Origin of the sequence: Mycobacterium sp. 852002-51971_SCH5477799-a (assembly GCF_001667145.1) — a bacterium.
Classification (GTDB): domain Bacteria; phylum Actinomycetota; class Actinomycetes; order Mycobacteriales; family Mycobacteriaceae; genus Mycobacterium.
On the sequence record NZ_LZIF01000014.1, the window covers coordinates 39,815 to 62,868 of the forward strand.

Genomic DNA, 23,054 nt, shown 5'->3' on the forward strand with positions numbered 1-23,054 from the left:
GTCGGGCTAATAACTCGTGAATCCGGGGGGCGCGCATCGCGCCGGTCAGCGGTAGTTGACGAACTGCAGCGCGACGTCGACGTCGGCCTGCTTGAGCATCGCGATCACGGCCTGCAGATCGTCACGCTTTTTGCTGGTGACCCGGATTTCGTCGCCCTGGATCTGGGTTTTGACGTTCTTGGGGCCGTCGTCACGGATCAGCTTGGTGATCTTCTTGGCGTTCTCGCTGCTGATGCCCTGCTTGAGGGAGCCGCTGATCTTGTAGGTCTTGCCCGAGGCTTGCGGTTCGCCGGCGTCGAAGGCCTTCATCGAGATGTCACGGCGGATCAGCTTTTCTTTGAAGACGTCGACCGCCGCCTTGACGCGTTCCTCGGTGGATGAGGTCAGCTCGATAGCCTCGTCGCCCTTCCAGGCGATTGTGGTGTCGGTACCGCGGAAGTCGAACCGGGTGGCCAATTCCTTGGCGGCCTGGTTGAGCGCGTTGTCGACCTCTTGGCGATCCACTTTGCTGACGATGTCGAACGATGAGTCCGCCATGCGTTCCGTCCCTTCATCCGGTGATAGGCGTTTGTGCTTTGTCTACTCGCTCGTTGTAACCTGTCTGGCGGCAGGTTGCCCGAGCGGCCAATGGGAGCGGACTGTAAATCCGTCGCGAAAGCTTCACAGGTTCGAATCCTGTACCTGCCACCCAACGTCAGAGGTCGCGCCTCCTAGGCGGGCACGGCTTCGATGACGCAGAGCGGTCCCGCCGTCTGCACCACGCGCCGCAGTCGGAAGCCGCCACGTTCGAGTAGGTCGGTCCACTGCGTTCGGCTGCGTTCCAGCGCACCCGCCATCACCAGCATCTCCATATCGGCATAGTGGCCGAGGAACTCGCGGTCATGATCCGGGACCACCATCTCCAGCAGCAGCAGTTTCGCACCCGGAGGGGCCGCGGCTTTGATGGTGCCTAGGATCGCGATGGCTTCGTCGTCGGGCCAGTCGTGGATGACGTTCTTCATCACATAGGCATCAGCGGACGGCACGCTTTCGAAGAACGATCCGCCCGTGACCGTGACTCGGTCGGCGACACCGTGCGCGGCCAAGATCGGCGGCGCTCCCTCGACCGCCTCGGGCAGGTCGAACAGCACGCCGCGGGCGCCGGGGGCGGCGGCGAGAAGCGATGACAGTAGCCGGCCGTGGCCGCCACCGATATCGGCGATGACGCCGAAGTTGCTGAAGTCGTATGCCGCGACTACCGCCGCCTCCAGCACCGCCGACGTGGACGTCATGGCGCTGTTGAAGATCTCCGCGAACTCGGGGTCGTCGCGCAGGTAGCCGAACACGTCCTTGCCCAACACTTTTGGGGGGTTCGGCTCTCCGGTGCGCACCGCATCGGCCAGCCGCGTCCAGTTCGCCCGGTGTTGCGGGGAGCCGAAGAGCAGGGCGACCCCCCGCGTCGAGATCGGCGAATCGGTGCGCAACGTGTCGGCCAGCGCGTTGAGCGCGAAACGACCGTCGCGGCGCCTGCGGAACACGCCGCGGCTGATCAGCAACCGCATCAGCCGCGCCACGCTGTCCGGGTCGGCTCCGATGCGACGCGCCAAGTCCTCGTTGGTCAGCGGGCCCGCGGCCAGCGCGTCGGCGATGCCTAACTGCGCGGATGCCGAAATAGCCTGCGACAGAAAGGCGCCGAAAACCATGTCGATGACCGTTATCGGCGGAGGTGCCAGTCGCTGGTATAGACGCCCCACGTGATGGCGGACTCGTTCGACCGCGCGAGCCACCCGGGCGGGCGGCAGCTTCGGGGTTGATGTCGGTGACTTAGGCGGCATCGTCTTCCTTTCCGCGGCGAGTTTCCGCGCTCGATCTTGTCTCATATTGCGGCCGAGAGCCTCGGGCCGGCGTCAATTCTGGTCTAGTTCAAACAACAGGTCGCGAAAGACCCGTTGCCGACAAGACGCCGGTGGTCTCCTCGCAGCTGAATTGATTGGCGAAACCGCGGCGGTAACCTTTTCCCGAGCGTAGAAGGGGCGGCCATGGTGAGCGGCTGAGGATCCCATGCAATTGCGCTACCTGAGCATCCCGGCGCTGATCGCCGCAGCCGGTGGCGACCCTTGGGCGATCAGCCGGACTTTGCAAGCCGGCAGCTCGTTGCGGATTTCCAATCTGGGGCCCGGCCAGTGTGCCCGACGGCCACGGCGGCACCCTCCACCTCGGTGGCGCGCACGGTCACAGCGACTACCCCCGCTTTCCCGACGGCGGAGGGACCCGGACGACCGACTTCAGCATCGCGGAGGTCCTGGCCGGACTCGGCGACCAGGCGGTTCCGCAGAAGTGACCCACGACCAAATAACGAGAACCCCGAAACCGCGACGCCACGGACTGTTGTTCGCCGCCGTGGCCGCCACCGCACTAGCCGCCACGGGATGCCACGTGAATCAGCCCCACCGGACGGCCGCAAGTGCGGCCTCGTCCGGGCCGGACGGCGAAGGTCGGCGCTCACTCGGCACATCGTCATTTTCGAGCGCCTGGCTGCGGCCCAGGGCGACCGTGGCCGCCGCCATCGCCACCACCGCGATGACAAGGATCAACGCCGTCAGGCCGCCCACCGCCAGGTGCTCCCCGAGCACGACAACCCCGAGCAGCACGGCGACGACCGGCTCACCCACCAGCATGATCGGTACCGAGGCCTGCAGCGCACCCGCATGAAACGCCGAGTTCTGCACCACGGTCACGGTCACCGCCAGGCCCACCAGCACATACGGAGCCGGGACGGTCATCAGCGCATGCCATCCGCCGACCGAGTAGCGGTGGGTGCAGACCTTCGTGATGACCGCGATCATGCCGAGCAGGACGGCGACCGCGACGCCCAGCAGCGAGGCCCGCACCCGACCGGCGGCGCGGCGGGCCGCGATGACGCACGCGATCACCGACGGCACGGTGATCGCCAGCGCCAGCGTCCACGCCGGAATCGGCGGACGGTTGTGGCCCTCGCGGGGCTGGCCCACCAGCAGAAAAACCGCCAGTGCGGCCGTCAGCAACATCGCCCAGCCCCACTGGACCCGGCTGATGCGCTGGTGGCACAGCGCCGCACTCAACGGCAAAGCGAACAGTAACGACGACACCAAAAGCGGCTGAACGAGCAGCAGCGATCCGTGCGCCAGTGCCGCTGCCTGAAACGCGTAGCCGGCGACTGCGGCAAAGGTTCCCGCCCACCACAACGGTTGGCGAACCAGCGTGGTCGCCATCGTCGCGGACATGGCTTCATCACCCGGAACGCGCTGGGTGGCTCGTTGGCGGATCACAATTCCCACCGCAGCCCAGAAAGCGGAGAGCAAAGCCGAGACGATCGCGACCGCATGCGTCGTCACCCACCCCATGCCCCGACGGATACCCCTGAGCGCGGCGCGGTTAACGCGCGCTGGTACGCCTATCCACGATTCATCCATGCCGTTGAGCTGCTCAATGGCGTGCACCCCTGCTCGGAATTTCCCACCGACCGTCATACCCTGGTTGGCCGGCTGGAAGTTCGTCCTGACTGTGGAAAGGGAACCTGGTGCGTACCAAGGCAATCACCGTAGTGGCCGTCGTGGCGGCAATCGCGTCAGCCGCACTGACACTTCTGCCCTGGATCGACGTGAGCCATCTGGGATTACCCATTCGGTGGAACGGCCTCGGCATCTACATCGGTGAGCACGGCGAATACTACGGCTCCCTGCTCACCGACATGGTGGACAGCACGCCCGGGTGGATCGTGGTGATCGCGTCGCTCGCCGCCGCGGGCGCGCTGGTCGCCGCGACGCGAGTGCGCTGGCTCGCGTTCGGCGCATGCGGGTGCGCGGTGGTCGCGTGTATGACCGCTGTTCTGTGTTTGGTCTCGCCGGCGGTACTGGTCGGCGACGCCAAGAATGAACTGGGGATATCCCTGGTCGCCGACCGGCAAGTGCTGAATTCCGGTGCGTTGATCGCCGAAGCTGCGGTCACGGGCGTGCTGGTGGTCTGCACCGCGCTCATCGCTGTAAGGACGAGACGCAGTGTAGGACAAGCTGATTCGGAGCAGAACTAGGCGGGGTGCTATGAAAGTCAGCCTGTTCGTTGGGATTTGCGTTGTCGCAGCGTCGGCGCTCGCGCGGGTTGCGTCCGCAGATACTCATGCATTCCCGGATCTGAGCGACTACCACGCCGTCGACGCGGACGATTACGAAACGTATGCGACCTACGGGATTCAAGGCGTGCAATTCGCTACCCCGACCGGCTACCGGTGCCGTATGAGCACAAACTTCAAGGCGTCAAGGCAGGTCATGGAATGCTGGGGCGCACTACCCGGGACGGCGCTAAATCACGTCGGGTTCGTCACCCAGTCCAAACGGACAATCGCCGCGACGTTCTCCAACGTGGATCTGTCCTCAATGGAGCAATACGACTTTGGGCCTAGCGAGGGATCAGCAGGGCTCATCGACCCGAAAAACTACAAAGCGCTATCGACACACAACAAGGTGAGCTTTGCCGGATTCAGTTGTGGTGTCGATTCGGCCACGACGGCCTGCGAGGCAGACGACCCATCCAGTCAGCACGGATTTGTCCTTTCCCAACAAGGCAGCTGGACCTTCTAGGCCCCCGGCGCCGGGATCGCCTACTGCTCCGATGAGCCGAGAGACCGGAAATGCGCGCCGCCGACACCCGCTTTGGCTAAGACATTGCCGCGCAGGTTATCTCACGGCGGTGGCATGATCTCGACGGGATTTTGGCTCCACGGCTCAATGACGACCGCCACGTCCTTCATCAGCTCAATCGAGCGAATGGTTTCGAGGACTGTCTGTACGTCTCCCTCGAGAATCATGTAACCGGCGCGATTTGCTTTCTCGTAGTAAGCGATGAGCGACTCCCTGCTGCGAAAAACTGGAAAAAACTGCATGCCGTCGCGTGCGAGCAGAAAGACCTTTTGTTTGCCGTCGGTAGCGTCGCCAAAAGGGGTGGAGTAGTAGACCTTAGCGTCATCGGCGGTCAGTCTATTCTTCTCGAAAAAACCCGCGGCGTCTCCATCGTGGTTGCGACGGCCCGTCTGAGCGGAACCGGCGGACGACGCTGCGGCGCGAATCTGGTCGGCGACCTTCGCGGCGCCGAAGCAGCGGAATTTGTTCATGCGGTCACCGGTGCGTATGGCGACGATCTTGGTGAGGACGCCCGGCAGCAGTTCGACCGATTCGATCGAGCGAAGGTCGATGACGATGTCCAGCTGTCCCGCCTGGATCGAGCGGTTGAGGGCATTGGCGTGGAACTGAATATCGGTGTTGGTAACCGTGAGCCGTCCACCGACCCACAGGCCACCGTAGCGGCGGCGGTAACGGTCCAGGACTCGTCTATTGGCCGAAGTCGTCGGTGCGGTGACATCGACATTCGCGATTAGCGCGTTAGCCACGCGGGAGATGATCGCCGTCACCGGTTGCCCACCCCTCTCTTCTTGCGCGTTTTGGAGAATGACGCTCTCGTCAGAACCACGGCCCGGGGTAGTGGCCGTCTTGATCTTGCACCATGACGATCTCCTTGCACTCGCCATTGGACGCCGGCGCGGTCTCACCGCGGCACACCAGCGTCCACCCGGAGATCCGCTCGAAAGGCCGTAGTGCCCAGTTCGATGCCACGGGATCGGTTGCGGGCAAGGCGATTACCGAGAACGTCCCGCCGGTGCCGGTGATGTAGAGGTGGTCTTCGAAAAACGCCAGCTTGGAGACCGACAACTTCTTTGCGTCGTCTCGGTTCTTCTGGAAGTCCCACTGCTGGCTGCGCAGGTTCCATACGCCGAAGCCGAATTGGGAGGAGTCCGAGCCGTGGCCGTCGACGAACAGTTTGCCATCGGAGAGCGCCGCGGCCAGGCCGCCGCCGGAGATCCGGTCGGAATCGCCGATCCTGATGATGGACTTTGCGTTGAGGTCGTAAAACATCGTTGACAGCACGGGCGGCTTGTACGAATCCCAGTGCGTGATCTTCACCAGTTTGGTTGAGCCGTCGATTAATTCGGCATCGACGGATTGCACGTCGTTGTCCTGGTAGATCGCTTCGCCGCTAGGTTGGCGCAGTTCCGCGCCGGAAGCCTTGCCGGGCTCGGTGTTTCGCGCAAACGCCAGGACGTCCTGCCAGACCCGCCCGGGCTGCGGATCGTTCCACATCATCGACAGGTCACCGCCGGACAGGACCACGGTCCGTGGCGGCGATGCGGCACTGTGGCCGTCGGTGAAGGCGTTCAGCCACGCCACGCCCGAGGCGGTCGAGGCAAGTCCCCAGTCCTTCGGCGCGGCCAGCTTCAGTTCTGGGGCCGGCGGCTGCAGTTCCTTGCTGGTCAGCTGCCGGCCCGACTTGGTGTCGAACACATAGGCGGTGGTCTTGGCCACTTCCGGGGCAGAAGTCTGCGCCGGCTTGACGGTGGTGAGGACGTACACGACCTTCATGTCGTCGGCCGTGCCGGTCGGCGCGCAGATGGCGCCGGTGAGGTTCTCGCCGGCGGGAACCGAGGGGATGCCGGGCGCGACGTACTGCCCGGATTTCGGGTCGAAGATTTTGGGCCGGATATCGTCCAGTGCCGATTTGCCGGCCGAGAACTTCTCGGGGCAACCGAAGTACGCCGTCCCGCCGTAGCTTTTCCAATCCTTTTCCAGCGGTCCCGTTATCGGGACGGGCGGGGCTGGTGCGCGGGTGCTGGTTTTCGAGGCGGATGTCGAAGTGGTCGCGCTGAGCGGGGGTGGCGCGGCGGTTTCCGAGCAGGACGCGATGGCCAGGCAGGCAACCGCCGCGAGCACGAGCGGGGCGAACCACTGTCTGGACACGATTCGCCCCTTGATCCCACGCATCAATAAACCCCCGTTGAGTTCGTGCAACCAACGAGCGTAAAGCCGGTGCGCCGGCACCGCGACTCGTGTGCGGGCGCGGGTGCGACGTTGACCCCGTGATACACCGGAAGCCATGACTGCTCTGGCCGACGAGACGCGCTGGATGGACGCCACGGATCAGGCTGCGCTGGTGGCCCGAGGCGAGGTCACGCCGAGTGAACTGCTGGAGGCGGCGATCGAGCGGATCGAGCGTGTCAACCCCTCGCTGAACGCCGTGGTCATCGAGTGGTTCGGGCACGCGCGTACCGTGGCGGCCGACCCGGGCCTGCCCAACGGCCCGTTCCGCGGGGTCCCCTTCTTGCTCAAGGACCTCTACACCAGCTTCGCGGGCCAGACGCTGTCGAACGGGAATGTCGCGCTGAAAGAGGCCGCCAAGGTCGACCCCCGCGACACCACGCTCGTGGCCCGGTTCAAGGCGGCCGGGTTGGTGATCGCCGGCCGGACCAACAGCCCCGAGCTAGGCAGCCTGCCGACCACCCAGCCGCTCGCGTGGGGGGCGACCCGCAACCCCTGGGCGCTGGACCGCACGGCGGGCGGATCCAGTGGCGGCGCGGCCGCCGCCGTGGCCGCCGGGATGGTCCCGTTCGCCAACGCCTCGGACGGCGGCGGAAGCATCCGCATCCCGGCGTCCTGCTGCGGGCTGGTGGGACTCAAACCGAGCCAGGGCCGAATCACCGTCGGGCCGGTGCGCGCCGAGGTGGGCCTGGGCGTCGAGCTGTGCGTCAGCCGCACGGTGCGCGACACGGCGGGCCTGCTCGACGCCGTGCGCGGACCCGGCGTCGGGGACACCGTGATCGCGCCGCCGCCCGAGCGCGCCTACCTCGACGAGGTCGGCGCCCAACCCGGCCGGCTGCGCATCGGGCTGCTCGACGTCCACCCGCGCGACGACTTCCTGCACCCCGACTGCGTCGCGGCGGTGCGTGCCGCCGGATCGATGCTCGAGGGACTCGGGCACATCGTCGAACCGGCGTGGCCGGCCTGCCTGGCCGACACCACCTTGACCGAGAAATTCATGGCGCTGTGGGCCACGCAGATGGCGATGGGGGTGCGCGGCTTCGGCCAGACGCTCGGCCGTGAGCTGACCTCCGACGAGGTCGAGCCGGTGAACTGGGTGCTCGCCCAGCGGGCCCGCCACGTGACCGCGCTCGACTACGCGGTGGCGCAGGAGGCGGTCTATGCGTTTCGGCGGGCGCTGCAGCAGTGGTGGGCCGACGGCTGGGACCTGCTCCTCACGCCGACGGTGACCGAACCACCGCCACTGCTAACCGAATTCGAGAACGATCCCGAGCACCCGACGGCGCCGATGCGGCGCGCCGGTCGGTTCGCCGCGTTCACGCCCCCCTTCAACATGAGCGGGCAGCCGGCGATCAGCCTTCCCCTGCATCGCAACGCTGAGGGTCTTCCCGTCGGAGTGCAGCTCGCCGCCGCCTACGGGCGCGAGGATGTCCTCATTCGTGTTGCGTCCCAACTGGAATCGGCCCATCCCTGGTCATCCGATCGTCCGGGGACCCATTGATGGTCAGAAGTCTGCCCGAGATATGTGTTTCCACTCCGTCGCTCACTCGTGTGCGCGCAGCCGCACCATCCGCGTCGTCGACGTCTCATCCAGTTCGACGACCTCCGAGCGCGAACGCAGGAAGTCGCTGAACGAGCGGAATCCCAGGGATCTTTCGCTGAACGACGGATCCATCCGCTTCATCTGTGCCTTCACGGCGGAGTTGTGCAGCCAGTCGACATCGTCCTTCTCCAAGCCGATTTGCAGGGCCCGCGTCAGCAGCGCGGTGGCGGCGGCCTGCGGTTCGGGCTGCTCGTCACTCTCGTCGCGCTTGGCCGACTTGCTGCCGGCGGTCCGTTTTTTCGGCTTGTCCGCCTCCGCGTCGCCCGGCGCCGGTTCGGGCACGGGCACCCCCGGCAGCGCGTCGTAGATGACGAAATCGTCGCAGGCGGCCGCCAGCGCCCGGCTCGACGCGCCCGCCACCCCGATGCCGACCACGTACCGGCCGAGCCGCTTGCAGCGCTGGGCCAGCGGAATGTAGTCGGAGTCACCGGCCACGATCACCACATGGGTCAGGTCGGGGAGCCGGAACATGTCCTCGACCGCGTCGACGGCCAACCGGATGTCGGCGCCGTTCTTGCCGTAGGCCGCCGCGGGGAACAACTGCACCAGGTCGACCGCGCGGGCTACCAACTGCCCGCGATACCCGGCATTGATGTCCGCCGACCAGTCGGCGTAGGCGCGGGTGAGCACCAGGGTCCCGAACGACGACGCGAAGTCCAGGATCGCGGCGACGTCGACCGTCGCCCGGTCCAGCCGCTCCGTGTGCTGCTCGAGCCCCTTGGCCTTGTCCCGCTGGAACGAATTCCGCCCGTGGATCTGGTCGTAGCGGGAGATCACGATGTTGTCGAAGTCGAGGTAGACGGCCACTCGGGTCGCAACCGGTTCAGTCATGCACTAGATCATTGCTGAGCAGGACCAAAGCGGGTACACAGGCCACATGAATGAGCTGAAGTTTCTCGAACTACACGGCGATCGCATCGCCTACCGCGATGAAGGTGACGGCGAGGTGCTGCTGCTCATCCACGGCATGGCGGGCAGTTCGGAGACGTGGCGGGCGGTGATCCCGCCGCTGTCGAAGAAGTTTCGCGTCATCGCGCCGGACCTGCTCGGCCACGGCGAGTCGGCGAAACCCCGCACGGACTACTCGCTGGGCGCGTTCGCGGTGTGGCTGCGTGATTTCCTCGACGAGCTCGGCATCAGCCGTGCCACCGTCGTCGGTCACTCGCTCGGTGGCGGTGTCGCGATGCAGTTCGTCTACCAGCACCCCGACTACGCCCAACGATTGATCCTGATCAGCAGCGGCGGCCTGGGGCCCGACGTGGGATGGGTGTTGCGGCTGCTCTCGGCGCCCGGGGCGGAGTTCGTACTGCCGATCATCGCGCCACCGCCAGTGTTGTCCGTCGGCAACAAGCTGCGGGCCTGGATGAAAAGCGCCGGCATCCGTTCGCCGCGCGGCGCGGAGCTGTGGAGCGCCTACTCGTCGTTTTCGGACGGCCAAACACGGCAGTCGTTCCTGCGGACGCTGCGATCGGTCGTGGACTACCGCGGGCAGGCGGTCAGCGCGCTCAACAGGCTGCGGTTGCGCGAGGATCTACCGGTCATGGCGATTTGGGGGGAGCGCGACGGCATCATTCCCGTCGCCCACGCCTACGCCGCGCACGAGGCGCGCACCGATGCGAGGCTCGAGGTGCTGCCCGACGTCGGTCACTTCGCACAGGTGGAGGCGCCCGAGCAGGTGGTGGAGCTGGTCGAGGACTTCATCGCCACGGGCGAGCGCCGCGACACCCACAGCCCGCAGCCGTCCGCACCGAGTTAGCGCGCCGCCGGACAGGCGCCCCGGTAGTCGACCTGCCAGTGCTTGATGCCGTTGATGAAGGACGACCGCAGCCGCTCGGGATCACCGGCCGAGCGCAGGTCGGGCATGTGGTCCGCGATCGCGTTGAACATCAGGTCGATCGTCATGCGGGCCAGGTTCGCGCCGATGCAGTAATGTGCCCCCGTCCCGCCGAATCCGACATGCGGGTTGGGGCTGCGCAGAATATTGAACGTGAACGGGTCGTCGAAGACCTCTTCGTCGAAATTCGCCGACCGGTAGAACAGCACCACCCGCTGGCCTTTCGCGATGGGCACGCCGCCGAGTTCGGTGTCCACCAGCGCGGTGCGCTGAAACGCGGTGATCGGCGTGGCCCAGCGGATGATCTCGTCGGCCGCCGTCTGCGGCCGCTGCGCTTTGAACAGGTCCCACTGGTCGGGGTGGTCGGTGAACGCCATCATCCCTTGCGTGATCGAGTTTCGGGTCGTCTCATTACCGGCCACCGCCAGCGTGACCACAAACATGCCGAACTCGGCCTCGGAGAGTCGCTGCTCCTCGGAATCGGCCTCGATCAGCGTGGTGACGATGTCGCGATCTTTCGGGCCGGGTTCCTGCGCCTTGCTTGCCGCCAATTGCATTGCATACCACATTAATTCGCCCGCCGATGTCAACGCGTCATGGTCGCCGAACTCGGGGTCGTCGCTGCCGATCATGTTGTTGGTCCAGTCGAACAGTTTGTCGTAGTCCTCCGCCGGTACACCGAGCAGACCCGAAATGGCTTGCAGCGGAAGCTCGCACGCCACCTGACGGACGAAGTCGCCCGACGCGTACGCGGCGGCATCGGCGGCGATGCGTCGCGCGCGTTCGGTGAGTCCGGCGCGCAACCGCTCGACCGCGCGCGGCGTGAAGCCACGCGAGACGATCTTGCGCAGCCGGCTGTGCTCGGGGTCGTCCATCATGATCATCGAGGCGCGTCCCGCCTCGATCTGCCCCTGCGCCAAGTCTTCTCGATAGCGCGGCACGATCGACTTGGTTGCCGACGAGAAAACGTCGCTGCGCAATGACACCTCGCGGATGTCGCGGTGCTTGGTTACCACCCAGTAGCCACCGTCGCCGAAACCCCCGTGATCGAGCGGCTGCTCGTTCCACCAGATGGGCTCCGTGGCACGCAGTTCGGCGAACTCCTGCACCGGAAGCCGATGCGCGTAGATGTCGGGGTCGGTGAAATCGAAGCCCGGCGGGAGGTTCGGTGTCGCCATGGGTTTTCTCCTCGACTCCTACTTGCCGACCGCGGCGGTTAGGAAGATGGTAGCCGCGCGCGTCTGGATCGCCTAGCAAATCCTCAGCGCGATGCGCCGGGGCCAGCCGTCCTGACGCTTTCGCGCCCACCGAGATTGGTGGCCGCGGTGATGACGGCGCGCTCGATCTGGCGCAGGGCGTGCACGGCGGTGAGGAAGCGCCGGGTGTCGGGGGCCGTGTCGCCGGGGCCGTCACCGCCCTGTTGCCGGGCCACCGTTTCGGCGGCGTCGAGCTCGTCGGTCGCCGAGACCAGCGTCGGGGCGTGGCCGCCCTCGATGGCTTCCTGCAGGGCGTCGATGTTGCGCCTCGTCTGAGCCGCGGCCGCCGAAAAGGCCTGCGCCAGTTCCGAAACCAGCGATGCGGACCGGACCGGATCTCGATACTGCTCGGCGCTGCGCGCCAGGCTCCGGCCGTAACGATCGCAAGCGGCGAAGATCCGCAGGGCGCGCAGGATGCTGCGCCGGCCGGCGAGTCCGGCGACGCCGGCTACCAACGGCTTGGCGGTGACCCGGAACTGCTGCAGGTCCCGGTCGAGCTGGCGCGCCTGTTCTGACGGGCTGGAGCTGTCCTGGACACCGAACATGGTCGCGGCCGAGATCTCGATCAGCACGGACAGGCTCGTCAAGAAGGCACGCGCGTCGCCGCGGATCGCCGTTCTGGTGTTGGTCGGCAGGACCGCGACCGCGACGGTCGCTCCGATGACGGCACCGATCGCGGTCTCCTCGATCCGCAGCATCAGCACGCCGAAGGAGAACTGGCCGAGCAAGCCGTACAGCAGTGCCAGCATGGTGGTGATCCAGAAGGTCATCAGGCTGTAGGTGACCGTCATGAAGTAGAAGGCGCAGAACAAGCACACAAAGATGCCGGCCAGCGCGGCCGTTTTATGGCCGGTGAGCAGCGTGGCCACCAGCACGCCGCAGGGCACGCCGAGCAGCGTCCCGAGCAGGCGTTGCCAGCCCTTGGTCAAGGTCTCGCCCCACGAGTTGGTGCCGGCGAAGATGACGAACGCGGCGATCACCGCCCAATACCAGCGCGCCGGCGAAACCAGCTCGCCGACGACGATGGCCAAGGACGCGGCAACCGCGACCTGGATGGCTTGCCGGGTGGTCGGCCGCAGGCCGGCGGTCTCCTCTTCCCCGGTGGCCACGTCGGGCACGGCATCCTCGGGCGCCGGGGGCAAGGCGTGGGCATCGTCGATGGGGCGGCCGGCGGCCACCCGGTCGACGATTGCCCGCACGTCCGAAGTTGCCGACGCGGCGTTGATTATCGCCAGCGCGAGACGGCGCACGGCCGCGCTGCCCTCGTCGTCGCCCGCGGGCTCGCGCAGCTCGTCCAGCAGCCGCCGCGCTCGGTCGGCGGCCCCGCGCAGCCCGTGGGGCTCGGGAAGCCGGATGGCTCGCGACAATTGGGTAAGCGCGTCGACGAGCGCGTTCCGGGTGGGCGAGGGCAGGCAAGCGGGGTCCTCGCACGCGAGGACGGCCGCCCGTCGGCCGGCGGTGGCGACCCATTCGATGGCGAGCTCAGCGTCCAGCAGCCAGGGGACCAGTTCCTCGGCGGTGACGCCGGGCCACACTGTGCCGGGGTCGGCCTTGTCCTCGATCTGGCTCTGCACCATCAGGGCGGTCTCGTTGAGCCGGATGGTGCGGGCTCGCATGCGGCGGCGCCGCCGATCATCGAGGCGGCCCGTCCGCACCGCTTCGGCGGTCGTGTCGAGGACGATCGCCATCCGCGCCCGCAGCGCCCGAATCGTCGCACGCAGCACCCGTTCGGGCCGATCGGGCATCAGGTAGGCGCTCATCACGTACGTGCACACGGTGCCCACCGCGACCGCCCCGATCATCCACGGCAGCTCCGCGAGGCGGGCGTGCAGATACAGCGTGAAGAAGTAGGACATGAACGCGACCATCCCCAGCGCCCTGCCCCGCGCCCCGAAGCGCCGGATGTATGCGGCGGTGAACACGACGATCACGAAGGCGATGTCGCTGACCACCGTGTGCGGCGCCAGCACCGCGGCGGCGGTGATGCACACCGCGGCGGCCAGCGGCAGCAGCGCCATGGTGATCCGCTGCTGGCGCGGATCGGGTTCGTTGACCGACCGCGACGCGACCATGGTGATCACGACGCCCAGCAGGGCGACCGTCAGCGGTTGACCCGTCGCCCTGGTCAGAATGAAAAGCGCCAGCAGTGAAAGGCCAAGCGCGGCCGTGGTCCGAGTGGCCATCCGCAGCCGAAGCAAGCCAGGATCGGAGCCGATCACCCAGTTGCGGGCGCGTTCGTAAAGAACAGTTATCGACAGACCGCCTCTCTTGCGCTTACCCAACATAGTTACCCGAAAATCGGCACAAGCTAGTCTTCGACATCGTGACTCCGCCCACGCGCGCGAAGCTGGCTGACGGTCGCGACCTGCTGTTCTTCGCGCTGCCCGGGCATCGTCCGGCGCCGGTCGAAGATCGCCGGCCGTTGCCGCCGCGCGCCGCTGAGCCCGTCGCGCAGTCGCAGTTGCGGTTCGACCGATCCACCGGGCAGTGGGTGATCATCGCGGCGCTGCGCCAGGACCGCACCTATAAGCCGCCACCGGAGTCGTGCCCGCTTTGTCCGGGCCCGACCGGGCTGACCAGTGAGGTGCCCGCTCCCGACTACGACGTCGTCGTGTTCGAAAACCGATTCCCGAGCCTGTCCGGCGCGCTGCCGGCGTTGCCCGCCACCGCACCCGTGCCCGGCGACGACGGCTTCGTGACCGCGCCCGGCCATGGCCGCTGCGAGGTCATCTGTTTCTCCGCCGACCACATCGGGTCCGTCGCCCAGCTGGAGCCCGCGCACGCGCGGCTGGTGGTCGAGGCGTGGCGGCATCGCACCGCCGACCTGATGGCCCGGCCGGGGATCGAGCAGGTGTTCTGCTTCGAGAACCGGGGCGAGGAAATCGGGGTGACGCTGACCCACCCGCACGGTCAGATCTACGGCTACCCCTACCTGACGCCACGCACTTCCACCATGTTGGATCAGGCGGGCCGGCATCGAAAACGGCACGGCGCCAACCTCTTCGGTGATCTGCTGGCGCGTGAGGTCGCCGACGGCAGGCGCATCATCGCGCGCGACGAGCTGTTCACCGCCTTCGTGCCGTTCGCGGCGCGCTGGCCGGTCGAGGTGCACATCTACCCGAACAGGTTCGTGCGCAACCTGACCGAACTCAGCGGGGCCGAAGTGAACGCGTTCGTGGCCCTCTACCTCGACGTGCTCGGACGTTTCGACCGGATGTATTCCACACCGCTGCCCTACATTTCGGCGCTGCACCAATACGCCGACACCGCGGCTCAGGCCGAGGGCTACTTCCACGTCGAACTGATGTCCATCCGGCGCAGCGCCACCAAGCTGAAGTACCTGGCGGCCTCCGAATCGGCGATGGACGCCTTCATCGGCGACGTCACTCCGGAGAGCGTGGCCCGACTGCTGCGGGAACTGCGATGACGACCCGTTACGCCGCGCCGGGGCGGATCAATCTGATCGGCGAACACACCGACTACAACCTGGGTTTCGCGCTGCCCATCGCACTACCGCAGCGGACCGTCGCGGCATTCACCCCAGCCGACGACGACGCGATCACCGTTGTCAGCGACCGCGCCGATCGCCCGGTGCGGGTTCGGATTGGTACCGCTCCCGGCGAGGTGGCCGGCTGGGCTGCCTACGTGGCCGGGGTGGTGTGGGCGCTGCGCCAGGGCGGTCATCCGGTGCCCGGCGGGACGATGTCGATCACCAGCGGCGTGGAAATGGGATCGGGCCTGTCCTCCTCGGCGGCGCTGGAATGCGCGGCGCTGGGCGCGATCGCCTCGGCCGCCGGTATCCGCATCGACGCAGCAGAACAGGCCCGGCTGGCTCAGCGCGCCGAGAACGAATACGTAGGCGCGCCAACGGGTTTGCTCGATCAGATCGCGGCGCTCTTTGGCCGGGACGCGACGGCGGTGCTGATCGACTTCGCCGACCTCACCGTCACCCCGGTGGTTTTCGACCCGGAGTCAGCGGGTGTCGCGTTGTTGCTGATCGACTCCCGGGAGCGTCACACCCACGCCGGCGGCGACTACGCGGCACGGCGCGCGTCCTGCGAGCGGGCGGCCGCCGATCTGTCGGCGTCGTCGCTGCGCGAGCTGCAGGACACCGCGGCCGGGCAAGGCCTCGCCGTGTTGGCCGGCGTGCGTGACCCCGTCGACGCCCGCCGGGCCCGCCACGTGCTCACCGAGAACCGGCGCGTCCTTGATTGCGTTGCGGCGCTGCGTGACTCGGACTTTCCCGAAGCGGGGCGAATCTTCACCGCCTCGCACGCCTCGATGCGCGACGACTTCGAGATCACCACCGAACGCATCGACTTGATCGCCGACACCGCCGTGCGCGCGGGCGCGCTGGGCGCGCGGATGACTGGCGGCGGCTTCGGCGGCTGTGTGATCGCCCTCGTGCCGGGGGACCGTGTCGATACGGTCGACGATGCAGTGCGGTGCGCCGCGGCCGACGCCGGCTTCGAGCAACCCATCGTCACCCGGACCCGCGCGGCCGCGGGTGCGGGGCTTGCGTGAAGGCGTCGGTGCCGAGACACCGTGGAGCCGACGCGGCTGCGCAGCTAGCGATGCGGCGAAGCCGCGGAGCCTGCCGGCCTCCGCGGCCGCGCGCATCCGGCTTCAGCCGGCGCTGATGGTGGTCTGGTCGTCGATGATGTTGGTCGCGTCCATCAACGGGCCTTGATCGGCCTCCAGCCCATCGGCGTTGAGCTGCAGCACGTAGACCGCACCCTGGCTGGGAATTATCACCGTTTTCTGTGCGATTGCACGGGTCTGACCGCCGCGCTGGTACGTGCCGCCGATCTGCCAGGCTTGGTAACCGCCGAGTGTGGACGCGGACCCGTCACCCTGGCCCCGGTACCCGGGCAGATTCTGCACCTCGCCCGGCGCGGATTGGATGAGCTTCGCCGGGTCGACATTGCCGCTCAGCCTGGAAAACAGGGCAGAGACCGTCGGCGGATCCGACGGAGTGGTGGGCTGGAGTTGCACGATGCCGCCGTAGGAGGTGCCGGAGTTCTGGTTGAGCTGCCAGCCCGCGGGCACCGGCAGGTCGACGTTCGGGCCGGGATCGCCGTGGTGCACTGGCGTCTCGGAGATGTTGTTGTCCTTCACGTAGTCGGCGATGGTGTATTTGGCTTTGGCCGCCGGTGCCGCGCTCGTCGTCGACGATGTTGACGACGACGTCGTCGTCGTCGGGGCGGTCGTCGACGTTTTTTCACCGGATTTGTTGTCGCTGCCGCAAGCGACGAGCGCCAAACTCAGCGCCACAGAAATGGTTGCTAGCGTCAAATGTTTCATCGATCCAATCTCCCGAAAATTGGGCCGGTACCTGCGCCAGCCGTGGTGGGATGACAGTAGCCGAAATATCACGCCGCTTTGCCAAAATCTTTTTCCTGCCTTATGCTGCGGCGCCACTGAACCGGCGGTCAATATCAAATTCGTCGCCCAAAGCGCCACAGGACTACGGCGATATGCAGTCGGTACCGTCGAAGGGATCGCGGGGGGTGAGACGGTTACCACCTGCCGGGCTTTGACCACCGCGGCCGGGCCAAAGCGTGTGCACCGCAACGGTTCTCATGGTGGCTCGGGCCGACTCCGAATCAGCTCCTCAGATCATGTCGTTGGTGGTCAGCCAGCGCATCACCGGCCAGCCGACGAACACCGGCAGCCAGCAGGTCAGCACCCGGTACAGCAGGACGGAGGGCACGCCGACGGCCGCCGGCACACCGAACGCGGCCAGGCCACCGATCAGCGCCGCTTCGACCGCTCCGACGCCGCCGGGCGTTGGAGCGGCAGACGCCAGCGTCCCGCCGACCATGGTGACCACGGTGACGGCAACGAAAGTCGTTCCGCCACCGAACGCTTCGATGCTGGCCCATAACGCCAGCGCTGCGCCGAGAGTGGTGCCCGCACAACCCAGCAAGATCAGGGCCAGCCGCCGCGGTTCGCGTGCCAGCTTGACCAGATCGGTCACCACCTCGTTCAACTTGGGGCGCACTTCGGTCGCCAGCCACTTGCGCAGCGTGGGCACGAACAGGAACGCGCCGACGATGCCCAACGCGATCCCCGCGATCAGATACAACAGGGTCGCGCTCGGGACGAAATGCCGCAGGTTCATCGAGGCCCCGGCGGCGGCGCTGAACAGCACCAGCAGCGCGAGGTGCGCGATCACCTGTACCGACTGCTGCAGGGCCACCGCCGCGGTGGCCCGCATCGCCGACAAGCCGCTCTTCTGCAAGAACCGCGTGCTCAGCGCCAGACCGCCGACGCCCGCCGGGGTGGTGGTTGCGGCAAAAGTGTTGGCCACCTGCGCGATTGACAGCGTCCAGAAGTTCACCATGCCGTCGGCGCAGGCCCACAACGCGGCGGCCGCACCGACATACGTCAGCGCCGACACCAGCAGCCCCAGCAGCGCCCACGACCAGTTCGCCGTCCGCAGTTGGGAGAAGAACGTCGGTGCCGTGCTGATGAAGGGGTACGCGACATAGACCAGCGCGCCGAAGAGCACCAGCTGCACGATCTGGCTGCGGGTGAACCTGGTGATGGTCGCAGGCTTGATCTGGTCGGCGCCGGTTTGGCGCTTGACCTCGGCCCGCGCGCCGGAGATGACGGTCCCAGAGTCCGGTATGGACCGCCGAATGTGACGCGGCACAGCGACTTTGGTGAGCCGGCGGGAAGCGCCGAGGATGGTGTCCTTGCCGAACACCTCGATCGCCGCGCTCACCGCGGACTGCGGCTCGTAGAGGGCGGAGGCAGTCACCAACAGCTGCGCAATGTCGGATTGAAGTTGGGCGTCGGTCGCCCCGTACTCGGCGTTGCCGAATCCTCCGAACACCACGGTGTCGTCCTCCACCGTGATGTGGTGGCTGCGCAGGTCGCCGTGGGCGATCCGGCGGTCATTGAGGGCTCGCAGCGATTCCCAAAGCCTTGCAACGGGAGTCGTCGCCGCGCATTCCTCGATGGGCGTCCCGCCGGGGGGCCGGTGCGAGTACAGCATCCAGCCCCGGTCCAGCGGGGCGACGGCGACCGTCGCCGTGTTGGCCAGGCCCACTTCACCGATGGCGATCGCCATCAACGCGCGATGTTCCACGGCCCGGCGCATGGACGTCACCAGGGGTGCGGTTTCGACGTCGCGCAGCTTCAGCTTCTCCCAGAGTTGGCGCAGCGCTCCACCGCTGCGTTGGTGCGGGCCGTACAACTCGATCAGCACCGTCTCCCCGAGATGTTCGCCGTCGGCCGAAAGAATCAGCGGGCCGCGGCCGGCCGGCCGGACCACCGTGAGCCGCGAGACGGCGAAGCCGCCCTTGGACAGCGCACGCACCGTGGCCTCCAGCGGCACCTCGAGCGCGGGAGTGCCGACCACGAGCACGACCAGCGCGCCGACGATCCACCCCACCGCCAGGCCCACCAATGAGCGCGCCGGGACGATGGCACTGATCACCAGATGGATGGGGACGAAGGCCAGCAGCAGCGCCCACCACCAGTGCCGCCAGCGCGCCGGCAGCCACGGGCCCGAGACCGTCAGCACCGCCGCCAGCATCCCGATCCAGCGCGGGTCGTCGAGGAATTGCGCCGGAACGGTGCTGAGCCGATCGTGAACGTCGAAGTGCCATCGTGGTGACGCGATGCCGCTGGCGCTGATCGACAACAAGAGAATCGCGCCGAAGCCCGCGGCGGCATACGCGCCCAGCATTTTCCACTGCCCCGCGACGATCAGACCGATGAGGATCACGAATGGCAAAGCCACGATCGCGAACCCGTACACCAGATACACCACGTCGGATTGCGTCGGTGACAAGACGCCGACGATCTGTGAAACGGATTTCTCCAGCGCGATCCATTGCGGCCGGGTGATCAACGAACCCGTGATCACCAGCGCCAAGAACAGCGAGGCCAGCACCAGCCGCAGGATGTCATTGGTCCGCCGGGTCAACGGCTGCAGCAAGCTGCCGGAAACGAAGATGTCGCGCCCGTCAACTCGCATGTACTAACGATCCTTCGGATTGCCCGGCACCGCTGACACCTCGCTTACCGCCTGCTGAATTGCCCGCCGACAAGTTAACGTAAATACCCGGTTCGTTGACAGCTCCCGCTCATCCGGCACGCGTAGGGTCGGATAGGTAGGCGTGCTAGCGAATTGGGGGGCAGCGGCGTGGCCAGGACGGACGACGACAGCTGGGAGATCACCGAGAGCGTGGGGGCCACAGCGCTGGGTGTGGCGGCGGCCCGGGCCGAGGAGACCGAGAGTGAGAACCCGCTGATCCGCGATCCGTTCGCGCGGGTGTTCCTGCAAGCCGCCGGAGAAGGCATGTGGGACTGGTTCGCGGCTCCCAATCTGCCCGCCCAGATCGCCGAGATCGACCCGGACCTGAAGCCGCGGATGCAGGGGATGGTCGACTACATGGCCGCGCGGACGGCGTTCTTCGACGAGTTCTTCCTGGACGCAACCGGCGCGGGCGTGCGCCAAGTGGTGATCCTGGCGGCGGGGCTGGACTCGCGGGCCTGGCGGCTGCCCTGGCCCGACGGCACCACGGTGTATGAGTTGGACCAGCCGCGGGTGCTGGACTTCAAGGCCGCGACGCTGCGCGACAAGGGTGCCCAGCCAACCTGCGAGTTGGTCAACGTTCCCGCCGACCTGCGCCACGACTGGCCGTCCGCTTTGCAGCAGGCGGGATTTGACGCCTCGGCGCCCAGCGTGTGGTCGGCCGAGGGGTTGTTGCCGTTTCTGCCGGCTGCCGCACAAGAGCTGTTGTTCGAGCGGGTGCAGGCACTCGGCGCGGAAGGCAGCCGGATCGCCGTGGAGGCGCCCGGTGCCGACTTCCTCGACGAGGGCGCCCACGACCGGCAGCGCCAGACCATGCAGCGGGTGCGCGACGTGATGGCCGATCTGGATCCGGACCGCGACATTCCCGACGTGCAAGACCTGTGGTACTTCGAGGAACGCGAAGACGTGGGTGACTGGCTGGGCCGCCATGGTTGGGACGTGACGGTCACCCCGGCGCCGGAGCTGATGGCCGGCTACGGCCGCAGACCACCACAAGACATCGACGACGCCACTCCGCAGACGCTGTTCGTCGCGGCGCAGCGGACCAGAAAGGAAGCGTGACCGGAGAAATGAGCGGAGCCAGAACCGACAACGACAGCTGGGAGATCACCGAAAGCGTGGGGGCGACCGCGCTGGGTGTGGCCTCGGCCCGTGCGGCGGAGACCCGCAGCGAAAACCCGTTGATCACAGATCCATTCGCCCAGGTGTTCCTGGATGCCGCCGGCGACGGCGTGTGGAACTGGCATTCCGCGGCGCAGCTACCGGCCGAGATCATCGAAGCCGAGCCGACGTTGCCGCTGCAGATGCAGTCGATGGTCGGCTACATGGCTTCGCGCACAGCGTTTTTCGACAAGTTCTTCCTCGAGGCCACCGGCGCGGGCATCCGCCAGGCCGTGATTCTGGCGGCCGGCCTGGACGCGCGGTCCTGGCGGTTGCCTTGGCCGGCGGGCACGACGGTCTACGAGCTCGACCAGACCCGGGTGCTGGACTTCAAGGCGTCCACGTTGGCCGAGCATGGGGCAACGCCCGCCTGCAACCGCGTCGCGGTGCCGGTGGACCTGCGCCAGGATTGGCCGGCTGCGTTGCAACAGGCGGGTTTTGACATCTCCGCGCCCAGTGTCTGGTCGGCCGAGGGGCTGATGCCGTATCTGCCGGCGGCGGCCCAAGATTTACTGTTCGACCGCATTCAAGGGCTGACCGTTGCCGGCAGCCGGGTCGCCGTGGAGGCATTGGGTCCGACGTTCCTCGACCCGCAGGCCCGCGCCAAGCGCCGTGAGCGGATGGACCGGATCCGCGGGCTGATGGCCGACGTGGATCCGGACCGTGAGATACCCCGGACCGACGAGCTCTGGTATTTCGAGGAACGCGAGGATGTCGGCGAATGGTTCGGCCGCCACGGCTGGGATGTAACGGTGACACCGGCCGGCGAGTTGATGGCCGGCTATGGTCGCGCAGCGCCCGAGGAAGTCCGGGCCTACGTGCCCGGGAATCTGTTCGTGGCAGCGCAACGGACGACGAGCTAGCGGACCGACGGCGCCGAAAGCACTCTGCGCCAATGTCAACCGGGTTCATCGTCGTCCCCGCCGCGCAGGAATCGTTCGGGGTGATGAAATGCGTTTGTCTTCGGTTGCCCATGGTCTAGGTGCGGAGGCGCGATCCATTCCGTTTCGCCTCGGGCATTGGCGCGAGTGGTCCAGCCCTTTTCGGCAAGTCTGTTGTCCGGTCCGCAGGCGAGGGTGAGGCCGTCGATGTCGGTGCGACGGGTGGCGGTCCAGCCCTGGACGTGGTGGACCTCGCTGTGATACGCCGGTGCGTCACAGCCCGGTTTCGTACAGCCACGATTCTTGGCGTACAACATGATTCGCTGTGCCGGCGACGCCAGCCGCTTGGTGTGCTGCAACGCCAGGGCCCAGCCGTTGTCGAAAATCGCGAGGTAGTGATGAGCGTGGCTGGCCATGCGAATCAGATCCGACATCGGCACCGAAGAGCCGCCACCGGTGAAACCCTTGCCTGTGGCGGATTCCAGATCCTGCAGCGTGGTAGTGACCACGATCGAGACGGGTAGGCCGTTGTGGCAGCCCAGCTCGCCCGAGGCCATCAAGGCGCGCAACCCGGCCAGCAGTCCGTCGTGATTGCGTTGGGCTTGGCTGCGGGTATCGCGTCGGACCGCGTCCTCATCGGTAGCTCGTCGACGAAGGGTGCGTGATCCTCCGGGTTGCACGCACCGGGAGCGGCCAGCTTGGCCAGCACCGGTTCCATCGTGGCCCGCGCCTCAGGCGTCAGATAGCCGGTGATGGGCGACATCCCGTCGTACTGCTGGTCGCCGATGGTGATGCCGCGCTTGCGGGCGCGCTCCGTATCGCTGAAGTCCCCGTCGGGGTTGAGCCAGTCCATGATGCGTTGGGCGTACTTGGCCAGTTCATCGGGACGATACCCGCCCGCCTTGGCAGCGAGGTCGGCGTCGGCGGCCTCGCGGGTCGGCAGGTCGACCGCGGCGGGCAGGTGAGCAAAGAAGCCGCGGATCACCCGCACGTGCCCATCGCCGATGAGCCCCTTGCGTTGGACGGCCGCCGTTGCGGCCAAGTTGGGCGCCAACAGTTCGCCGGTGAGCGCCCGACGTTCGCCGAGGTCGGCGGCCTCGTCGATGCGCCGCCCGGCCTCGGCCTTGGTGATGCGCAACCGATCGGCGAGCGCCGAGCGCAACGTGCCGCCCAGTTCTGCGTCGCCGGCCTGGGCACCGACTTGGTTGATCAGGACGTGCTGTGGTGCTCGCAGGCGACGCGCGACGCGTTCCATGCGTTCCAGTGCGCGCAGTCGTTCTGGGGTGGTCAGCGCCTCAAAAGTCAACTTGCACAGGCGGTCCACGTCGTCGTCGAGCGCGTCGAGAACATCGACGACCTCTTCACGGCTGCTCGAACCCATGCCTCAA

Annotated in this window: 19 protein-coding genes, 1 tRNA gene and 1 pseudogene; 10 read left to right on the forward strand and 11 right to left on the reverse strand. The window is 67.0% G+C overall.

Annotation, left to right across the window (positions count from 1 at the left end):
• Positions 1–45: 45 nt before the first annotated feature.
• The gene (locus A5753_RS01150; RefSeq protein WP_067122277.1) at positions 46–537 is read right to left on the reverse strand and encodes a YajQ family cyclic di-GMP-binding protein; all 492 of its coding nucleotides are present in this window, start codon (positions 535–537) and stop codon (positions 46–48) included.
• Positions 538–606: 69 nt separating this feature from the next.
• Here A5753_RS01150 and A5753_RS01155 point away from each other — a divergent pair.
• A tRNA-Tyr gene (locus A5753_RS01155) sits at positions 607–687 on the forward strand.
• Positions 688–710: 23 nt separating this feature from the next.
• Here the strand turns inward: A5753_RS01155 and A5753_RS01160 are convergent.
• Positions 711–1,733 (reverse strand): methyltransferase, encoded by a 1,023-nt coding sequence (locus tag A5753_RS01160; RefSeq protein ID WP_067122280.1) that lies wholly within the window; start codon positions 1,731–1,733, stop codon positions 711–713.
• Positions 1,734–2,164: 431 nt separating this feature from the next.
• Here A5753_RS01160 and A5753_RS23515 point away from each other — a divergent pair, with 431 nt between their 5' ends.
• Positions 2,165–2,320: a hypothetical protein gene (locus A5753_RS23515; RefSeq protein WP_197694550.1), complete on the forward strand. Its 156-nt coding sequence runs from the start codon at positions 2,165–2,167 to the stop codon at positions 2,318–2,320.
• A 100-nt stretch (positions 2,321–2,420) separates the two neighbouring features.
• Here A5753_RS23515 and A5753_RS01165 read toward each other — a convergent pair whose 3' ends face one another.
• Positions 2,421–3,362 carry a DMT family transporter gene (locus A5753_RS01165; protein WP_067122282.1) on the reverse strand — a complete coding sequence of 314 codons (942 nt, stop codon included), beginning with the start codon at positions 3,360–3,362 and terminating at the stop codon, positions 2,421–2,423.
• 200 nt (positions 3,363–3,562) lie between these two features.
• Here A5753_RS01165 and A5753_RS01170 point away from each other — a divergent pair, with 200 nt between their 5' ends.
• Positions 3,563–4,048 (forward strand): hypothetical protein, encoded by a 486-nt coding sequence (locus A5753_RS01170; protein WP_231989956.1) that lies wholly within the window; start codon positions 3,563–3,565, stop codon positions 4,046–4,048.
• Between the two features lie 10 nt (positions 4,049–4,058).
• On the forward strand, positions 4,059–4,595 hold the full coding sequence (locus tag A5753_RS01175) for a hypothetical protein (protein ID WP_067122288.1): 537 nt from the start codon (positions 4,059–4,061) through the stop codon (positions 4,593–4,595).
• A 101-nt stretch (positions 4,596–4,696) separates the two neighbouring features.
• Here A5753_RS01175 and A5753_RS01180 read toward each other — a convergent pair whose 3' ends face one another.
• Together A5753_RS01180 and A5753_RS01185 are read right to left on the reverse strand one after the other, a co-directional pair.
• Positions 4,697–4,990 (reverse strand): hypothetical protein, encoded by a 294-nt coding sequence (locus tag A5753_RS01180; protein WP_067122579.1) that lies wholly within the window; start codon positions 4,988–4,990, stop codon positions 4,697–4,699.
• 481 nt (positions 4,991–5,471) lie between these two features.
• The gene (locus tag A5753_RS01185; protein WP_369829281.1) at positions 5,472–6,803 is read right to left on the reverse strand and encodes a hypothetical protein; all 1,332 of its coding nucleotides are present in this window, start codon (positions 6,801–6,803) and stop codon (positions 5,472–5,474) included.
• A 136-nt stretch (positions 6,804–6,939) separates the two neighbouring features.
• Here A5753_RS01185 and A5753_RS01190 point away from each other — a divergent pair, with 136 nt between their 5' ends.
• On the forward strand, positions 6,940–8,382 hold the full coding sequence (locus tag A5753_RS01190) for an amidase (protein WP_067122294.1): 1,443 nt from the start codon (positions 6,940–6,942) through the stop codon (positions 8,380–8,382).
• A 42-nt stretch (positions 8,383–8,424) separates the two neighbouring features.
• Here A5753_RS01190 and A5753_RS01195 read toward each other — a convergent pair whose 3' ends face one another.
• On the reverse strand, positions 8,425–9,315 hold the full coding sequence (locus A5753_RS01195; protein ID WP_067122298.1) for an NYN domain-containing protein: 891 nt from the start codon (positions 9,313–9,315) through the stop codon (positions 8,425–8,427).
• 46 nt (positions 9,316–9,361) lie between these two features.
• Between A5753_RS01195 and A5753_RS01200 the strand changes: the two genes are divergently transcribed.
• Positions 9,362–10,240, forward strand: a complete 879-nt coding sequence (locus A5753_RS01200; protein ID WP_067122301.1) for an alpha/beta fold hydrolase — start codon at positions 9,362–9,364, stop codon at positions 10,238–10,240.
• On the opposite strand, the gene A5753_RS01205 is transcribed toward A5753_RS01200, so the two are convergent.
• Positions 10,237–11,496, reverse strand: coding sequence for a cytochrome P450 (locus tag A5753_RS01205; protein ID WP_067122303.1), 1,260 nt, complete (start codon positions 11,494–11,496; stop codon positions 10,237–10,239). The genes A5753_RS01200 and A5753_RS01205 overlap by 4 nt on opposite strands.
• An 83-nt stretch (positions 11,497–11,579) precedes the next feature.
• A complete protein-coding gene (locus A5753_RS01210) occupies positions 11,580–13,793 on the reverse strand; it encodes an FUSC family protein (RefSeq protein ID WP_067122306.1) in 2,214 nt (737 codons plus the stop codon).
• A 104-nt stretch (positions 13,794–13,897) separates the two neighbouring features.
• On the opposite strand from A5753_RS01210, the gene galT reads away from it, so the two are divergent.
• A complete protein-coding gene (gene galT, locus A5753_RS01215; protein ID WP_067122309.1) occupies positions 13,898–15,001 on the forward strand; it encodes a galactose-1-phosphate uridylyltransferase in 1,104 nt (367 codons plus the stop codon).
• Positions 14,998–16,098, forward strand: a complete 1,101-nt coding sequence (locus tag A5753_RS01220) for a galactokinase (RefSeq protein WP_067122312.1) — start codon at positions 14,998–15,000, stop codon at positions 16,096–16,098. The genes galT and A5753_RS01220 overlap by 4 nt, the downstream gene beginning before the upstream one ends.
• Before the next feature lie 102 nt (positions 16,099–16,200).
• On the opposite strand, the gene A5753_RS01225 is transcribed toward A5753_RS01220, so the two are convergent.
• Positions 16,201–16,878, reverse strand: a complete 678-nt coding sequence (locus tag A5753_RS01225; RefSeq protein WP_067122315.1) for an LpqN/LpqT family lipoprotein — start codon at positions 16,876–16,878, stop codon at positions 16,201–16,203.
• A 310-nt stretch (positions 16,879–17,188) separates the two neighbouring features.
• Entirely contained in the window at positions 17,189–19,564 is a 2,376-nt protein-coding gene (locus A5753_RS01230) for a lysylphosphatidylglycerol synthase transmembrane domain-containing protein (protein WP_067122318.1), read from the reverse strand.
• A 168-nt stretch (positions 19,565–19,732) separates the two neighbouring features.
• Between A5753_RS01230 and A5753_RS01235 the strand changes: the two genes are divergently transcribed.
• Positions 19,733–20,686: a class I SAM-dependent methyltransferase gene (locus tag A5753_RS01235; protein WP_067122321.1), complete on the forward strand. Its 954-nt coding sequence runs from the start codon at positions 19,733–19,735 to the stop codon at positions 20,684–20,686.
• Positions 20,687–20,694: 8 nt separating this feature from the next.
• Positions 20,695–21,648 carry a class I SAM-dependent methyltransferase gene (locus A5753_RS01240; RefSeq protein WP_067122582.1) on the forward strand — a complete coding sequence of 318 codons (954 nt, stop codon included), beginning with the start codon at positions 20,695–20,697 and terminating at the stop codon, positions 21,646–21,648.
• 35 nt (positions 21,649–21,683) lie between these two features.
• Here A5753_RS01240 and A5753_RS01245 read toward each other — a convergent pair.
• Positions 21,684–23,047: pseudogene (locus tag A5753_RS01245) on the reverse strand (HNH endonuclease signature motif containing protein).
• Positions 23,048–23,054 lie beyond the last annotated feature (7 nt).

What these genes read in the sequence shown, in the direction of transcription:
- A5753_RS01150 (WP_067122277.1), bottom strand. Translation starts at nt 537, where the DNA reads ATGGCGGACTCATCGTTCGACATCGTCAGCAAAGTGGATCGCCAAGAG.
- A5753_RS01165 (WP_067122282.1), bottom strand. Translation starts at nt 3,362, where the DNA reads ATGGGGTGGGTGACGACGCATGCGGTCGCGATCGTCTCGGCTTTGCTC.
- A5753_RS01175 (WP_067122288.1), top strand. Translation starts at nt 4,059, where the DNA reads ATGAAAGTCAGCCTGTTCGTTGGGATTTGCGTTGTCGCAGCGTCGGCG.
- A5753_RS01190 (WP_067122294.1), top strand. Translation starts at nt 6,940, where the DNA reads ATGACTGCTCTGGCCGACGAGACGCGCTGGATGGACGCCACGGATCAG.
- A5753_RS01195 (WP_067122298.1), bottom strand. Translation starts at nt 9,315, where the DNA reads ATGACTGAACCGGTTGCGACCCGAGTGGCCGTCTACCTCGACTTCGAC.
- A5753_RS01200 (WP_067122301.1), top strand. Translation starts at nt 9,362, where the DNA reads ATGAATGAGCTGAAGTTTCTCGAACTACACGGCGATCGCATCGCCTAC.
- A5753_RS01205 (WP_067122303.1), bottom strand. Translation starts at nt 11,496, where the DNA reads ATGGCGACACCGAACCTCCCGCCGGGCTTCGATTTCACCGACCCCGAC.
- A5753_RS01220 (WP_067122312.1), top strand. Translation starts at nt 14,998, where the DNA reads ATGACGACCCGTTACGCCGCGCCGGGGCGGATCAATCTGATCGGCGAA.
- A5753_RS01225 (WP_067122315.1), bottom strand. Translation starts at nt 16,878, where the DNA reads ATGAAACATTTGACGCTAGCAACCATTTCTGTGGCGCTGAGTTTGGCG.
- A5753_RS01230 (WP_067122318.1), bottom strand. Translation starts at nt 19,564, where the DNA reads ATGCGAGTTGACGGGCGCGACATCTTCGTTTCCGGCAGCTTGCTGCAG.
- A5753_RS01240 (WP_067122582.1), top strand. Translation starts at nt 20,695, where the DNA reads ATGAGCGGAGCCAGAACCGACAACGACAGCTGGGAGATCACCGAAAGC.